The following is a 16,544-nucleotide window of genomic DNA, read 5'->3' as shown; positions in this document are numbered from 1 at the left end:
AGATTAAAACGCTTTTTAACTTATCTATTAGATTATCAAAAAGTAGATGGTTGTACGAAATATTTCTTGCTAATATGGTCGAATATTAGGTAAAGTTGCAATAATTAAAATTAAAAAGATTGAAATCGCTACCATACAATTTTATACTAGGAATCATGTACTATGTTATAATCAAAAAAAATCTACAGAGGTGCTACTATGCTATTAAAAAACTTTTTTATTGGACTCTCCCAAAATCAGCTCTTGAATAGTTTGGCGCAAAAATATGGTTTCAAACTAGGAGCACAATCTGTTGTTGCGGGAACAAACATTGAAGAAATGATAGAAAGTGTAAAAGAGCTCAACACGTATGGAATCTCTTGTACGATTGATAATTTAGGCGAGTTTGTTTACGAAAAGGAAGAAGCAACAAAAGCAAAAAAGCAAATTCTCGATGTAATAGAGGCTATTAAAGTAAATAATGTGGATGCACATATTTCTTTAAAACCTACTCAACTTGGGTTGGATATCGACTATGATTTCTGCTTAAGTAACTTACAAGAAATTGTCGCTAAGGCAGATTCATATGACATTTTCATTAATTTCGATATGGAAGACTATGGTCATCTTCAGCCTTCTTTTGATTTAATTGATGAACTATCCAAAGAGCACGATAACATTGGAACAGTTATCCAAGCATACTTCTTTCGTGCTGAAGAAGATATTCAGAAATATAAAGACTATCGTCTTCGTTTGGTAAAAGGTGCATATAAAGAATCCGAAGCAGTAGCATATCAAGATAAACGGGTTATCGATAGTAACTTAGTTGCACTTATTGAATATCACTTACTTAATGGAAAATTCACATCTATTGCAACACACGACCATAACATTATCAACCATGTAAAACGTTTTGTTGCAGAAAACAATATTTCTAAAGAAAAATTCGAATTCCAAATGCTGTACGGTTTTAGAAAAGAACTACAGCATGAACTAGCGAAAGAAGGTTATAACTTCTGTACGTATGTTCCTTTTGGTACGGACTGGTACGGGTATTTTATGCGCCGTTTAGCAGAACGTCCACAAAACTTAAACCTAATTGCCAAGCAAGTATTCAATAAAAAGACGAATACAATGATTGGAATAGGCGTCGGGGCTTTCCTACTAGGTAGATTAAGTAAACGTAATAAAAAATAAAAATAAACAAGTTAAAAGGTGATGGTAGATTTTTTAGACCATCACCTTTTAACTATTACACACTTTTTTATAGTATACGAGAGTGGTATTTTCGTTTACCTTTCTATATTCACCTGTCTGTTTGTAACCCATTTTTTCATACAAATAACAGTTCCTTTTTTCCTCAACAATTGTTGCTAATTCCCACGTCTTTATATTAGGGAACATTTCCTCAAACAATAGGATACTTTTCTGAGCTATACCCTTTCCCTGAAAATCAGGTGATATAAACATCGGACTAATCCAGTATGCCAATCGCTCTTGTTTCCAATACATACATATTGCTCCAGCGAATATATCATCTACTAATATTTTATAAACCCCACCTTTAGGATGATTAATACGTCTTACTACCTTATCTATTTTTTCATTTGCAGGATTAATATCATAATCTTGATACTTCTCCAGTAACGGATTAAACGTGCGTTGTTGCATTTCAAAAATAGAAGGAGCGTCTGAGTCGAATGCTTTTACTATTTGGATAATCATAAAGTTCCTCTATTCTAATTAATTTACATTTACTAGAAAAGCATACATTGCTGTTCCTTGCTTCCATCTTGCGCTTACTTCATAAATAAATGATCCATTTGTATGAGGTGCAACGGAATTATTTTGAATAGAAACAGTCCCCGTTCGTTCTCCATTTTCCCAAATACGAACCTTGTATTCTATCGGTTCAACTTTAAAATGCAGCTGAAAATCAGAATTGTATTTTAGATTTATAGGGGATTTTTGATGTTCAACCAACTCTGTTGGCGAGCCAGAATCAGATTCTATCGCCGAACCGGTTCCGTTTTCTTGTATATAAGTCCAACTGTAAGATCCTAAGACTGCACTTGCAGAATGGTTATCCGTGACAACCGTTAATGCTGGAGGTCTTTTTAATCCTTCCTCTTCCGTACTAACCATACTCGTTTCTTCCGTTTCTACTTTTTCGCTAGGGTTACAAGCAGTAATAACTGACAAAAAAGCAATTAATATAAAAAGAAAACCTCTCAAAACAATTCCTCCTTCCCCTAAAATTCATAACGGCTTAATTAAGTGTAATCCCTTTCCTTGATTCTAATCTATCGGTTTGATGACATGTTGCTCCCATTTCCTGTCCTTTATGAATGGACCAATTCCTCCGGTTCCGCCGTTCACATACAACTGTCCATCACCAGTTTTAAACTCAAAATAAGGCATAATGTGAACGATAGAATTTTTACTATTTTCTTTAATTTCTTCAGTAACCGGAAAATAAAGCAGTAGTTTACTAGATTTTAGTCTGTGAGGTAATGTTAATGGCTCCCCTGAAAATTCTTTTTTATCATTTAGGTAGGAATCAAGAGAATCCTCATAAGAAACTAAGACATGCTGCTCCATATAGTCCTCTGACATACCAGGTAGCCAAAATAAAATCCCATTAAGTATCTCATTTGGCGAGCCAACTAGTTTCAGAATATAACCTTTTACTTTATTGTTATCTAGTAAAGTAACATAGCCCTCTACACCAGAATTACTAGGATTGTCCACATTTTGACTAGAATAAGGAAAAACTTTAATTGTATCTTCTAAGGGATATTGTAGTTTTTCTTCCTTGTATGTTAAATGTAACGCAGATAATGTATAAGAATCTTCCATATTTTCACTGATTGGAATTGTAGTTTTACCAAAATCCTCCATAGAACTATGGCCATTTATTTCTACCTCTACGTCTGCTTCTACTACTCTTTTCTGCCAACTATTATTAACATCAATACTATCTATATGATACTCACCTTCAATAATGGCTATAATTTTCCCATTTTGATCTAGTAAAGAGATGTCTTCTACAATAGGCGCCTTGGCCCATGGATGTGGTTTCACCCAAAAAATGGGTAGTTGCAAAGTCCCCATAGGTAAATGTTCCTCCACTTCTAGTGGAATAGAACCGCCATGTTTTTGCACATAAATTCCACTGTCTAATGGTGATTGTATTCTCCACAAAAAGAATGCAATGAACAGTACAATAAAAACAAATAGTAAGGAAAATAACATCTTTTTCATTTTGTTTGCCCCTTTTAAGATGTAGAATTTCACGAATACATCACTCTTTAATTTTAGCATATTTTCCCATTAAAAATATATTAAAGAAGAACCTAGAAAGGTCCTTCTTCTGTATTTACAATCGTAATTTAAATTCTTTGTTCGGATTATATTTTTGGAGCCATACATCTGATTCCTTCTTTAGCCATTTTCCAAATAACTGTAAAAAATGTAATAATATTTCCGTATCTGTTGTGGGAGCTATTGCAAATTGCAAAGCCTGTCTCATGTCTGGTTCTTTTTCTGGATAATACTTAGAAAATAACGAATAAGCTGGATATAAGTCGCGAGTATACAGGTTTTCTTTCGTTAAAACTAAAGCTAAACCTGCTCTAACTATTATTTTCATAATCCAAACACAGCAATCCAATATATCTTCCGCGTCATCGTTATCCTTTAAATCATCCTTAGCACGCTGCAACTGACCACTTAAACGAATCAAATGTTCATTAGCTAGCGTATAATCCGCTTTATATTTAGGAAGTTGATTTGCTATGTCTTCTCCATATATACAAAGGCTATGCGTTTTGATCATGAAGGGGATGATAGAAAAAGATGTTTTTTCTAACACTTCTTCTATATGATAAAAGCTTAGTTCAACGCCATTTATGTAATCAAATTTAAAATTAATACGATCCTCAGCATCCTCAACCCATTCTAAAGATAGATGTTCTGGGTTTTGCTTAGTAATGGCTATCGTATCCAAATCGGCTACCCCTTCTATTCCAAGTCCCCTTGGAATAGATCCACGAATATAAAGACTATGTAAATTATTACCTATATGTGAATGATAAGTCTTTGTTACTTCCTCAATTAATGGAGCAAATTCTTTCGTTACGTGTTTAAAATTTGCTTCTTTCAAAATATAACCATTTTTATCTACTTTGCAATATCTTCCAATATTCCTTATGTTCACCAATGAATCCCCCCTTTTAAGTAGAAGGTATAATCAGTTCGCGTTGACATAATAGACTAGATTATCTGTCCACTCCCCAAATTCATGGATAAAACCTTCTCGAATACACTCAAATTTCATCCCGACACTTTCTGCAAGTTTTTTGGAAACGATATTATCTAAATTTATATGAGCTTCAATGCGATGAAAATGAAGGTGCGAAAAACCTATGTTCAATGCTTCTTTTACAGCTTCTTTTCCGTAACCATTTCCCCAGTATTGATTATGTATGCCATATCCTATTCTTCCCCACTGAAAGTTACTTCTAGCTAACGTGGAAAAATCAACCATACCTAAATGGGCCCCATCTCTTTTCCGAAAAACACCAAATACATAAGCAACATCATTTAACGCTAAATATTGATGCTTTGCAACCAACGCACTATACCATTCATAAGTACATTCACTCATATCTATTCTTCCTTCATCGTAACGATGTTGGGATGGAAACCGATTTTTAAACGCATGGAGCCAATTTTTGTAATCCTCAAACTTTAGTGGTCTTATGATCAATCTGTTTGTTGTCGAAACATGATTGAATTTTTTATCGTGAGAATACAATAGTCTGTCCTCCTTATGTGTTTCCTTTTTCATTCTCAAAATTCGATTAGAAAAGGATGCATCGTTTCATTTAAGCAATACTCTATTCGTTGCTGAAAGTTTTTCCAAGTTACCATTTTTAAAGCTTTTTCAATTGGATAAAAACCTACTTCTAAACTTTCACAACTTGTGGATGGTTTGCCACCAATTGGCTTTCCTAAAAATAGCGTGTTAACAATAGACCCACTTACATTTTGAAAAACGCCACAAAACTTGGTAATTTCAATATCTATTCCTGATTCTTCTTTCGTTTCTCTTATAGCAGCATCTTTTAGAGATTCTCCATTCTCCACTTGTCCCCCAGGCATTTCCCATCCTCTTCTAGGTCCTTTTATTAACAAAATTTCGTTTTTCTCATTTATGACAATAGTTGCTGCTGATACGATATGTTTTGGTGGTACCATCATTTATACCCTCCTATGGAATCCTTCGTCTCCGCCAATTTAGCTGAATTAATATGGAGTTTTTTGCATATGTTTTTTAGACAGTTCCTCTACAAAACTAGTAACCTCAATAACAGTCACTATTCTCAAGCACATTAAATAAAACTCTTTCACTCGTTATAGCAATATAATTAGTTGTTTGATGAATGAATAATTCAAATTCAACTTTCTAAAAACTTCCTTTGAACAACCTAGAACAAAATTCATCACAAAAGTTAGCAATAGGAATAATGTTTAATTCAACAAATCCCCTCCAACTCTTTAACTAATTTATTAAAGAAGCGTTTTCTTTATCTTACCATATGTGTTACATCCAATTTTTAATTCATTTACAATTCCTTTTTAGCGGATAAAAAATAAACACTTACATGTGTAAGTGTTTTTAATCATGATTATTACTCTTTTATCCTTGTTATATTTTTTATTGATTTACTTGAACAGCATCCTTGAAATACATTTCTGTAAATATTGTTGAAAAAGCGTCTATTGTATTTTTTAATTCTTCTTCATTATTATCAATTCCACCAACTTCGATTAAAATTGCCCTTTCGGATAGGTCCTGATTATATAAACCATCTCCATCTGCCTTGCTTTTCTTGAAAATACCTCTACTTATCCCTGGGTAAGCTGCTTCCATTTTTGCATTTAGTTCTTCAACAAATTTCAAATTCTGATCGTAATTCTCATTTGCTGTACCAACAATAAAATAAAGCCTTGCATAATTTTTCCCATTAATATCAATCGTGGTTATATCTTTCGTTGCAGAGTCTCTATGAATATCAATAAAATAACGTGCTTTTTCATTAACATTCTGCATGACATTTCGAGACGCTTTGTAGGAGTCATAGTAAGTCCAGTTATTCTCCTTGAGTAATTGCGCCATATTTGTTTTATCGTGTGTATTACTAATACCGCTCTCATCTAGAGCGTCACTTAACATGGAACCAACAAGGACAATATTTTTATTATTATCTACACTACTTGCATTGCTAGGCACAACATCTTCTCCTCCATCCAATAAAGGTCGAAATGCCTCCCAGCTATGACTATGATAAATAAATACCGAGCTATTTTCTGATGGGACAACTTGTTCATTCTCTTCCTCTTCTTCCTGTTCATCAACATCCTCTGCTAATAATTCATCGAAGTTAGGAGGTGGTGATTCCGCAGGTAAGGTAGAAAAGTCTGTCCCTTTTCCTGCAACATAAATTTCAGTAGATACTAACTTCAGTCCAGGTACCTCTTGCTCAAGAAAGCTCATTAAATCACCTGCTCGTAAATCGGTTAGCAATTCCATAATGGCATTCCCCACATCCGGTACTTCTCTTCTCTCCGAAACAAATTTCTCAAACCCAGGTATTTCCGATCCAAACATGAGCAAAGCTGTATTTGTAACAGCCTCATTGTTTGGTAACGATAGCATGGAAAATGAACCAAACAAGTTTTGGTTTATTTTTGGAATAGATATCATACAAACAAATATGATAACAATTAAAAATAAAAGGCACGCATTTAAATAAGTACGTACATAGTCTTTCCATGATAAATTCTCGTTGAATGGACTTTTATTCATACATTTTCGCCCCATCCGTTAGTGAAATGGCTATTAGAATCTTTCTCTTCTACCAATCTATGAAGGGTAAAAAAACAGTATACCTAAAAGAGTTAAATGCATAAGAAAAAAAGATTAACCAGAGTCGTTTAAAAATCGACACGGTTAATCTTTTTGCTTATAAAATGAAAAAGTATTGGATGAGCGGTATTCCCTTTTTAAGTTATATACTAAATCATTTGCTTAGCAACAGATAGAAGTTCATCTTTAAGGTCTTCGGCATTAGATAACATTTGAAGTGAATAATAAATACCTTCTACTGAAAAACTTAGTTGGGATTCATAATACTTTCCTTTTATATCATCTTTAATCGTCACCTCAGTACCTGGTGTCTCTCCTGCCAAGTGATGTGTTTCATAGTTTCGTGCAGAAATTAATAGGGCGTGATTTTTACTAAAGTTAGTTGTGTGAGTGTTATTAGAAAGTGTTGAAAAACCTACTTCAATTTTTTTGCCGTCTTTTTCAAAATCGTAAATGTAGAGTACTTTTAATGGCTGTGCATCAAAAGGCAATTCTTCCGGTAAATTAACCTCAAAAGGAACAGCATCGAGTGCTACCTCCAAAGATGGTGCGGTATAAATGTCAAAAGGTAGTTCAAACTCTCCTGTAGTTTCGGATTCCTTTTCCGTTAACTTAGACGTGTCTAAGGTTCGAGCCGTTTTATATTCGCATGCTACTAATAAAAAAAGTACTAGAAAGCTAAATATAATCAATTTTTTCATACTTTCACACCTTTGATTCAAAGATTCTGCCAGTTCGGTAAGCAATGTTTAATGTTTTACTTTTTGCCCTAAACACATTCGAAAAAGGATGTAAGAAAATGACGGTTTTTTCACTGGTAGACATTACCAAACATCTATCTATTGATTGACTCGATAATATTTATCTCAACAAACATATATACAAGAAATAGAGGGAAAAAGATCATAAACACGATAAGACCTGGAAGTTTTATTTCCAAAAGCTTCGTCTTGTTAAGAATGAAAACTATAATAGCCATTAGTGTAATCTCTATTACATAACGCCACATTCCAAGCGATTCCAAAAAATAATGGCCAATATCCGTTATCACGAAAACACAAAAAATTATAATTGGGATTTCTATTTTCATTTTAGGCCCCACTTTTCTTAGATTTACCTTTGCTGTTTCACCTATGTTTCATCTTACTTTTCTTCATCCATGATATAAACCCATTACTCCTACTCTTTGACAATTTCTACAGTCCTAAATCAAAGTGATACGCCTCTTTAAATGTGTGTGGATTTTCTTCATTCTCCCAAACTCTTACTTTTTGTCCCTGTTTGTACTATTAGAAAAAAACATAAATTTATCAATAATAAATGTATAAATCTGTTGGTTGTTACTGTCCTTCTGGAGGTCTTGACCATCATTAGCATCGAGCACTTGATAATAAAAGCTGGTAACCAATCTATTATTGGGAGCAATATATTATTCATACGCAAAAGAGAATGTAAGGATGTTCCAATTACCACTATAAATACTCCCATTTTTCTTTTCGGTTATTTTGCTTCAATATAGTATCCTCCTTAGGAAATGAACATATTATCCTAATTCATGACAATACTTAAAAACAACGGAAAAATGATAAGTAAAACGGAACAACAAATAATTATTTTTGTATGTAATGTTGTCAGTTTTACTCTCTTGTTCCCTTGGTACCACCCAGAAAATTGCAACTTATTTCTATATAGGACAAAGAGTAACAAGAAAATCCCTATTACAGCAAACACTTGGTACCTTTCCGTCACTTCATTTATTGTGTAAATATTTTTTATCAGTTCCCAAGCCAAAGTTCCAAGTATTATAAATATAAAAATAATACGTAGGAGCTCCAATATCACTCTCATGTACTACCACCCACCAAGTAATTAATCATCCAAATCATTAAATAGAGGTTTTGCCTCTTCCTTCTGCATACCGTAATCACGCTCTAGTAATTTACCGACATGTGATTTGTTAATTCCATTTTTCACGGCAGTTTCGATGACAAGATATAAAATAATTAGTGAAATAATATAGCCTAATACGTACAACATACTTTTTCCCCTCCAGTATATTTCTAACTACGAATTGTTCCATAACCCCATAGTATTGAACCATACTACATAAAAAAGGTTAGAAAATAGAATAATAGATGCTTTTCCCATTTAGGTCAATTGTTCTAAATACGGAATACTGACACCGAGTAATATTAATAAATAAAAGGCTGATAGACTTGTAACCAAATATTCTTTTGAATCCGAGAAAAATTCCCATTGAATATAGGCGGTGAAGCCTAAATAAACAACATATTCCAGTGCATTTAATAATATAAAAATGTTTAATTGAAATTCAGAGAACGTATAAATAATAATGATTGAATTAAAAATGAAAAATATTATTCTGCTCCCAAATTTATGACGGTCATTAATGAAACCCTTTTTCTTCTTTACGTTTTCGACACCAAAAATGTTTCGAATTATTTTCGCAAACAAGTACATTAACAGCGCAATAACAGCAAACCAAATAATTCCCTGTGCTAACATAATTCTTCGCCATCCTGACATTATTTTCTTGCATATTTACTATTTTCAATTATCCAACTATTTAACGTGTTTTTATATTAACATAATTTTTGTACTAGTAAGAGACCAGAAAAATAATAAATAAAAACCAAGTACATGAGGAAAACATAATACTTGGCTAATTGTTTTCAAATAGGATAAAGTTTTTCTGATCAATAAATTGATACTTAATAGTGTCAAAATCATCATAAATTTCCATTGGTATTATATCTACAAACATCGACTTTTCCATTTCAACGTAGTCCTCAAAAACTCTATCTCCAGATTCATTTAGTAAAGTGTATTTTGCCTTTTTTGCTTTCGGTTCGAAATATACTCCCCAAACAACTGGTATCGGCTCCATTTCTTGATTATCAAGTAAAGTTATATTGACGAAGTGATAATTGTGTTCAGTAAAATCTATACCTTGAATATGTGAACCATTATTTATGTATGTATATTTTCCTTTATTTTCAGAGTAGGTGCTCAAAACGAGCATATATTCATCAACAAAATTTTTAGCTAGAAAAATTACTATATTTTCTTTTTCGTTTTGATATAAAATTTCTATTTCTCCATGTTCACCATAACCACTTTTATTAATTGCTTCCTCAAGTGTAGTATAAGAAAAAGCAAAGACGGATGAGACATAATTAATTAAAATAATAAATATTAAAATAATCGCAACGAGTTTAAAATCCCTCATTTACTCTTACACCCCTTCATTAGCCAACTATACTAATAGTTAAAGTTTTTACAGTTCATCAGTCGGTTGATTTAGTACAGTTAACGTAAGATAGGCTGTAAAGAGTGATATAAGCGGCAAAATGATATTCCAAGAAGATAAGGAAAATGAATAATTGAGAATGTAGTGGTACATGGATTCATATGTAACGTTTAAAGCTAGTGTCAATATGGGGGCAGCAATTATGTTTTTGGTTGCTATTGTAAGTACAATACCTATGGCAAACGCCAAAAAAGGAATTATGATTAATTGAAGAACGAATGGATCCACATAAACCCTTCCTTTCTCTGCCCAAACACTAGGTCAAACAACCTTATTGATGGAATCTTTTTCCTATAAATATAATTATAACGTTTACCAACAATCTTGAAAAGGATATTTTTTACATTTGAGAAATTACTACTAATCTATTAATAAGTTTTGTTTATTCCTACTTTATACCACTTCACCAATTGCTTCTTTAATCGTTAAGTTCATTTGGTTAGTCCACTTCACATTTGTGTACACTTATCATTATATTCAAGATATTCCGCGTCTGGGTTCAGTTTCAAAACTCTTCCGTTGACAAATAACCTTGATGCTTTGAAAATTCATCGGTAATATAATAGTGAAATAAAGACTAAACAGATAAGAGTAAAAAACATCTTCTTCAAAGTATCACCAACATTACTTGAGAGGTATTAATCGTTCTTTAACGTATAATGCAATTCCACAAACTGATTAAAAGTCCTTGTACCCTTCAATGTAAAATCTAACTGGTACTCAGCTCTTTTGAATAAAGGAATACCGCTTCCGATTAGTTTAGGAGCAATCGTTATCATCATTTCATCTATTAATTTCTCTTTTAAAAACGAATGTAATAAATCTCCCCCACCCACAACCCAAATAGTCCCACCTTTTTGATTTTTGAGTGCAGTCGTAAAGGATACGATGTTATCCCCTATAAACGTAACGTCGTCTGTATCAACTGCTTTAGATCTAGTAAAAACATAACATTCTTTGTTTTTATACGGAAAATGTCCCTTTTCATGTTCTATTATCCAATCATAAGTCCTCTTCCCTATTAAAATAGTATCGACCGTTTCATAAAATTCAGAATAACCATTATCGCCTTCTCCATCTACTGAAAATAACCAATCCAAAGAGTCATCTTCCGTTGCAATATACCCATCTAAGCTCATAGCAATAAATAATTTTAGTTTTCGTGGACTGTTCATCTTTGTAACCTCCGGAAATTTCAGATAAGAATCTACTGAGAAAAGGTAGCTATTTCCACCAATAATTGGCGATTTTTTCTTTTAATTGGTTTACTTTATTTTGTAAACTATCCTCCATATCAAGTAGTTCGCTTTTATGTTTAGCAGCTTTTACCATAAATATTTCAGAGAAATTATTTCTAAATACGAAAGCACTGTAGGACCAATAATTGTTATGTACATCAGAAAACCATCTAGTGTTAACAAAATTTTGTTTCACTGCACTTTGGTGAAAGATTTGAAACATATGTTGTAACGATTGAACATAAAATATTATCTCTTCTTCTGGCGCATTTGTGTGACTATACTTGACTATTTTTTCGTGTGTAAGTACTATTTGTTTGTTTAATGACTGAATGTGCATTAACTTAAACTCTTCTTTTTCAAGCTCTTTCTCCGTTTGGTATTCTATATAAAATACGGTTAAAATGAGCAAGACTAGTAACCCACACAACATGAATACTAGTTTTTTAAATAATTTATTTTTTAACTTTGACTTTTTACCACTATGCATTTAATAGATCTTCTTTCTTTTTTTGATATTCTTCTTCACTAATAATATTATCTTCCAGTAAACGGTGAAGCTGGTTAAGATTTGATTCATAGTCCTGATGGTTTTCGATATCATCATAGGAGGTATGTGAAAGTAGCGGATTATACATCATTAAGGCATGATTTTCTGTAATATATTCATCATCCAATAACTCATTTTGTCCATTAAAAACTTTGCGATAGATGGTATTATGACGAACATATCCTCCCCATGTCTCATGGGTGATTTTATGATCTTTTTGATATATTTCATAGGACATCATCTCTGGAATGTTTGTCCTCCATTCTCCAACTAAATGATTATCTGTCACGTTTAACCAAAGCTGATATGGAGTATTTGTGTTGTTTTTCACTTGTAAATCTAAATAGTTGTAAGCACAGGTAGCTCCACTACCAAAAGGTTGAGTTCTATTTGCGTCTGGAAACACATCATAGCTGTGACGATGGCGTTCTGTAACGGTTAGGGAGGTGTGCAAAGTTATCCAATAAATTAGGTTAGATAACTGGCATAAACCCCCACCAATTCCAGGCTTAAACGTCCCATAATGTAGAATCATTCCTGACGTATAACCCTTTCTCCTCGTTGGATGTCCTATTAATTTCCAATAGGAAAATGTTTCTCCTGGTTGAATAACAATCCCATTGAGTTTATGAATAGCAATTTTTAAATTTATAATTTTATTTTCTTGGTACCACATATCTACATCTTTAAGCTTTCTTCTTAAAATCGTTTTATGTACTGCTATCGGGTATCGATAAGGTAAATCTACCATTTTAGTTGCATATTTTTTTCTCGTAAAATACCATTCCAAAATCCTTTTTAATCGAAAATATTTTGTCCCTAGGTAAATTCTTAATCCGCTTCTTTTAATAGGCTTTAATGACTGTCCATTCAAATCATTCACCCTCTTCATTTTAACATTAAATTCCAATACGTTTAAGGACAAAAATAAAGAGGCTGGATCCTGATTTGATTTACATGTCCATCACCTCTTTTGTCTTTACTATTTGTTATAATATTTTTTCTTTTGATTGATGTAATCTTTTTCGCATTTTACTTTTATATATTTTATTTCTTTACCCGCTGTTATTTTCTCTTCAACAACTTCCCATTGATCTTCATTTAATTTTAGTGACATCATCACATTAGAGTGATCTGGCTTTTTATAAAGGAAATAGGCAAGTTGTGGTTGAATAAATAAAACAGGTTTTCCAATGGTTGGACCAGTTTGATCAAATAAATGTACGATGGATTTGTAATAAGGGTCACCTAATCTTCCACCATACAATAAATATGCTGCATCAATATCTTCAAACTTCATTGCGTAGTAATGTTCTTCCTTTACAGGTAAACGGAAACTCTTTACAAGATCATCCACGACTTTTTGGTTCATTTGTTCATCCCTATTTTTCATTTCCTTCAAGCATTCATTTGAAAGGCTAGGTTTCGTTTCAGCGAATATAACAAACGGGTTTGCATACAATAGGAAACCAATTAAACTAAACATAATGTATTTCTTCACTAAATCACCCCACGGCTTTTTTAGTATTTATTCGCCATCAAAAGGGTAATTATTCGTATAGATATTAACCATTCATTTATTTGATTATTAAGTTTTCTACTCTTTCCTTAATACTGAATGGTAAAGGTTGTTGAAGTGCTTTTTCTAAAAGTTTCGGATACTTTACGCCGTTTGCACAAAAATAATCTTCCAACTGCTCTGCTTTATTCCTTTTGTTTGGTATTAATTGGTATAAAATAAACCAATCCTCAAGTGATGTTAACGGAATGCATACCCCTTTTACTTGAACATATTCTGTAATGGAATTGACGTCTAGTTCCAATTTGTATATACCAAGTTCATGTTCAATAGCAAAAGTCCCCATCATATCAACGTCTGTAGTGTCCATATGATATTTCTGGAAGTAGGTGCTACAAAAAGGTTTTTTGCTTTTCGTGTCTATCTGGACCGCGTTTTTTGACATAAGGTCGTGTAAATATGGAAAATCCCTTTCCGCGACAAGAAGATCGATGTCATTTGGATTATCGACTATGTCATGAAAGTGAAGTAGAAGTGACCCTCCTAGTCCCCAAATAATATTCTTTTTTTCAAATAAACTTCCGATTGTTGCTAATGTCCCTAGCATTTTATTCGCCTCTATGTATGTTGTTTATTTAATGGATTTTCCCTTTTATTTTTTCTGGATTAGTAGCATAAAGCTCGATATAACCACAATCCGGGCAAACATTGCAGCTTTTCACACCACTAATTGTTTCAGCGCTCGGTTGGACATCAGCTTTATACACTCTTATCGGATGATTATCTAGCTTTGCCTTAGTCATGACGGAATGGCATTTCGGACAGTTAACGTCCATTAAGTTGTCCCCCCTTTATCCCTTTTTCTTTTTAAACAAATTCGCAGAAAAAAATAATGAGTTTCCTAAAAAGATGAACGAAATTGGTAGATAAAGGTCGATTAACTTCATAGGATATTTTTGAATAAAAATATATATACCAACAAAAACAAAGATAAGTCCTAGTGAAAAGTTGATCTTCCCAAATAAAGTTAGGTTTTTCAATAAACCACTCCTTACTACTACATATCCTTTGGATGGTAATGTAAAAATCATAAGACTTATATTGAATTTTTCCTATTGGTAGACCAATTTAGTTTATATTACCAATATTAGCATAGAAAAACTGCACCTCCAATTGGATTTAATCCATTATGGAAGTGCAATTCTTCATCGTTTTCTAAAATTATTAGGCACCCAGCTCTTTTTGTTTTCCATGAGGTGAGATTTCTTTTGTTTCATTCAAAAATTTTGACCACAAAAATAACAATATGCCAAATAATAAAGATGCGAAAACTGGAATTCGCACCGCAAGCAACACACTTATGTCACCAAAAATTCCAAGGGTTATCGTTAACGTAATAACGAGTGTACTAATCATGACAGCGAAAAAGTTCGAAAAGCGCGCAATAAGTTCAGGTGGAACAGTATTTTGAAAGAGTGTCAGCATACTTGCATTCGCAATTGCTTGCCCAAGACCCAGTATTGTAAAGGATATGAGTACCATTGAGAACGAAATACTAAATGCGTAGCCTATAAAGCCGGCAACTGACACAAAAGTTCCCCCTACGACAAGCGAACGGTTTGATAGAAAATCTGGCAATTTTGATGCGAGAAGCGAGCCCGCAACATAACCGATTCCACATACACTCATCAAAAGACTATACTGACTTTCATTTAAACCAAGTACTTTGTTAGAGTAAACCCACTCCAACGCATCTAGTGACATGCCAATGACAAGAATAAGCTGAAAAACAATATACATTTTGACAAACTTGTTTTCCTCTTTAATAATTTTCCAAACTACTTTTCGATCATCACGCAATTGGTGGAAGAAAGTTAATTTAGTTTTTTCCGTATGCTTTGTATCGAGTGAAGGAAGAAAGGAAATGAGTATAGCAGATAGGAAGAATGTAATAGCATTCACGAATATTAGTGTCGAAGGTGAAGCAATTAATAAAACACCCCCCGCAATTGCTGGGCCTATCACAATTCCTCCTGTTGATGCTGCCTGGAACATGCCATTAAATATACTACGTCTTTCTTTTGGAACAAGCTTCACAATATACGACTGGGAAGCAGGTCTAAAGAAAGCACTACAAGAATGAACGAGAAAAATGATTGTAAGCATGAGCCATACGTGATTCGAAAAAAGCAAGATAACCATGAGCATTCCCCGCAAGATGTCCGTATATATCATGATTTTCTTTTTAGAGTGACGATCAACAAAACCTCCGGACCACGACTTAATTACTAGGCCAGCTAATGGACCTAATACCCAAAGTGCGGCAACTAAAGTAGCTGAACCCGTTAAATGATAAATGATCAAATTAATCGCAATTAAGTACATAAAATCGCCAGTTGAAGAAATTCCTACCCCTGCAATTAGCAAACCATAATTTTTATTTTTCATCTTTCTTTTTATTCCTCCTCAATCTTGGTTCGAATGAAATAAGAGGCGGAGTCATCGTCTGCTTGTTTTGCTGTTTTCTTCTCCCACTTCAATAATAATTGTTTTAGGTCATCTAAAAATTCTCTTCTTTCTGCTAAGCTAAGTTGTAAATTAGAACTAATATGTATTTCTGGTATGTGATCGGTTTCATTTTCTGATGTGAAGTTAGTACCTATTGCTAAAAAGTACTTTTCTGTTGTACCACGTATATTTTTTGTATCAACTAATTTGAGTAAATCCCCTTCATATAATAGCTGCATATGATAATGGATGGAACCATTAGACTTCCCCAATTTTTCAGCTACTTGTTTAGCGGTCATTGGTTTATCTATAAGAGTGTGTAAAATTTGAATTCGAATTGCTGAAGTAATTAACTTCTGCTGTTGTGCTGTTATTTTCACAACGTTTGACATCCGAATCACCTCCATTAATTTAAAAATTAGATTAATCTAATTTTTAGTATAATCTAATTTCCAAATTTATCAATATAAAAGCACACAATTTTC

At 33.1% G+C, this 16,544-nt stretch carries 21 protein-coding genes; 1 reads left to right on the top strand and 20 read right to left on the bottom strand.

Annotated elements, in window-relative coordinates:
- Positions 1–198 precede the first annotated feature (198 nt).
- Entirely contained in the window at positions 199–1,176 is a 978-nt protein-coding gene (locus tag HNQ94_RS05460) for a proline dehydrogenase family protein (RefSeq protein WP_174495241.1), read from the top strand.
- Between the two features lie 48 nt (positions 1,177–1,224).
- Here the strand turns inward: HNQ94_RS05460 and HNQ94_RS05455 are convergent, their stop codons facing one another.
- From HNQ94_RS05455 to HNQ94_RS05360, 20 genes are all read right to left on the bottom strand, one after another.
- Complete coding sequence (locus tag HNQ94_RS05455) at positions 1,225–1,704, bottom strand: GNAT family N-acetyltransferase (RefSeq protein WP_174495240.1); 480 nt, start codon at positions 1,702–1,704, stop codon at positions 1,225–1,227.
- A gap of 18 nt (positions 1,705–1,722) precedes the next feature.
- The gene (locus tag HNQ94_RS05450; protein WP_174495239.1) at positions 1,723–2,214 is read right to left on the bottom strand and encodes a hypothetical protein; all 492 of its coding nucleotides are present in this window, start codon (positions 2,212–2,214) and stop codon (positions 1,723–1,725) included.
- 63 nt (positions 2,215–2,277) lie between these two features.
- On the bottom strand, positions 2,278–3,243 hold the full coding sequence (locus HNQ94_RS05445; protein WP_174495238.1) for a hypothetical protein: 966 nt from the start codon (positions 3,241–3,243) through the stop codon (positions 2,278–2,280).
- A gap of 115 nt (positions 3,244–3,358) precedes the next feature.
- Positions 3,359–4,201, bottom strand: a complete 843-nt coding sequence (locus HNQ94_RS05440; RefSeq protein WP_174495237.1) for a nucleotidyltransferase — start codon at positions 4,199–4,201, stop codon at positions 3,359–3,361.
- Positions 4,202–4,231: 30 nt separating this feature from the next.
- Complete coding sequence (locus HNQ94_RS05435; protein ID WP_246199933.1) at positions 4,232–4,798, bottom strand: GNAT family N-acetyltransferase; 567 nt, start codon at positions 4,796–4,798, stop codon at positions 4,232–4,234.
- Positions 4,799–4,833: 35 nt separating this feature from the next.
- Complete coding sequence (locus HNQ94_RS05430) at positions 4,834–5,241, bottom strand: NUDIX hydrolase (protein ID WP_174495524.1); 408 nt, start codon at positions 5,239–5,241, stop codon at positions 4,834–4,836.
- A 460-nt stretch (positions 5,242–5,701) separates the two neighbouring features.
- Positions 5,702–6,853, bottom strand: a complete 1,152-nt coding sequence (spoIIP, locus tag HNQ94_RS05425) for a stage II sporulation protein P (RefSeq protein ID WP_174495235.1) — start codon at positions 6,851–6,853, stop codon at positions 5,702–5,704.
- Between the two features lie 209 nt (positions 6,854–7,062).
- A complete protein-coding gene (locus HNQ94_RS05420) occupies positions 7,063–7,614 on the bottom strand; it encodes a hypothetical protein (protein ID WP_174495234.1) in 552 nt (183 codons plus the stop codon).
- Between the two features lie 1,168 nt (positions 7,615–8,782).
- A complete protein-coding gene (locus HNQ94_RS05415; protein ID WP_174495233.1) occupies positions 8,783–8,950 on the bottom strand; it encodes a hypothetical protein in 168 nt (55 codons plus the stop codon).
- 111 nt (positions 8,951–9,061) lie between these two features.
- Positions 9,062–9,439, bottom strand: a complete 378-nt coding sequence (locus tag HNQ94_RS05410; protein WP_174495232.1) for a DUF4181 domain-containing protein — start codon at positions 9,437–9,439, stop codon at positions 9,062–9,064.
- A gap of 157 nt (positions 9,440–9,596) precedes the next feature.
- Positions 9,597–10,163 (bottom strand): hypothetical protein, encoded by a 567-nt coding sequence (locus tag HNQ94_RS05405; protein ID WP_174495231.1) that lies wholly within the window; start codon positions 10,161–10,163, stop codon positions 9,597–9,599.
- A gap of 48 nt (positions 10,164–10,211) precedes the next feature.
- Entirely contained in the window at positions 10,212–10,472 is a 261-nt protein-coding gene (locus HNQ94_RS05400; protein ID WP_174495230.1) for a DUF2651 family protein, read from the bottom strand.
- A 410-nt stretch (positions 10,473–10,882) separates the two neighbouring features.
- The gene (locus tag HNQ94_RS05395) at positions 10,883–11,419 is read right to left on the bottom strand and encodes a dihydrofolate reductase family protein (protein WP_174495229.1); all 537 of its coding nucleotides are present in this window, start codon (positions 11,417–11,419) and stop codon (positions 10,883–10,885) included.
- Positions 11,420–11,468: 49 nt separating this feature from the next.
- A complete protein-coding gene (locus HNQ94_RS05390; protein WP_174495228.1) occupies positions 11,469–11,972 on the bottom strand; it encodes a hypothetical protein in 504 nt (167 codons plus the stop codon).
- Positions 11,965–12,906, bottom strand: coding sequence for a VanW family protein (locus HNQ94_RS05385; RefSeq protein WP_174495227.1), 942 nt, complete (start codon positions 12,904–12,906; stop codon positions 11,965–11,967). The genes HNQ94_RS05390 and HNQ94_RS05385 overlap by 8 nt, the downstream gene beginning before the upstream one ends.
- Before the next feature lie 108 nt (positions 12,907–13,014).
- Positions 13,015–13,533, bottom strand: coding sequence for a hypothetical protein (locus tag HNQ94_RS05380; protein ID WP_174495226.1), 519 nt, complete (start codon positions 13,531–13,533; stop codon positions 13,015–13,017).
- Between the two features lie 76 nt (positions 13,534–13,609).
- Positions 13,610–14,158: a nucleotidyltransferase family protein gene (locus HNQ94_RS05375; protein ID WP_174495225.1), complete on the bottom strand. Its 549-nt coding sequence runs from the start codon at positions 14,156–14,158 to the stop codon at positions 13,610–13,612.
- A 28-nt stretch (positions 14,159–14,186) separates the two neighbouring features.
- The gene (locus tag HNQ94_RS05370; protein WP_174495224.1) at positions 14,187–14,387 is read right to left on the bottom strand and encodes a hypothetical protein; all 201 of its coding nucleotides are present in this window, start codon (positions 14,385–14,387) and stop codon (positions 14,187–14,189) included.
- Positions 14,388–14,775: 388 nt separating this feature from the next.
- Entirely contained in the window at positions 14,776–15,999 is a 1,224-nt protein-coding gene (locus HNQ94_RS05365) for an MFS transporter (RefSeq protein ID WP_174495223.1), read from the bottom strand.
- Between the two features lie 8 nt (positions 16,000–16,007).
- Positions 16,008–16,451, bottom strand: coding sequence for an ArsR/SmtB family transcription factor (locus HNQ94_RS05360; RefSeq protein ID WP_174495222.1), 444 nt, complete (start codon positions 16,449–16,451; stop codon positions 16,008–16,010).
- Positions 16,452–16,544 lie beyond the last annotated feature (93 nt).

The organism is Salirhabdus euzebyi, from assembly GCF_014207435.1.
Taxonomy (GTDB): Bacteria; Bacillota; Bacilli; order Bacillales; family Alkalibacillaceae; genus Salirhabdus; species Salirhabdus euzebyi.
This window is presented reverse-complemented; position numbering and strand designations above follow the sequence as displayed.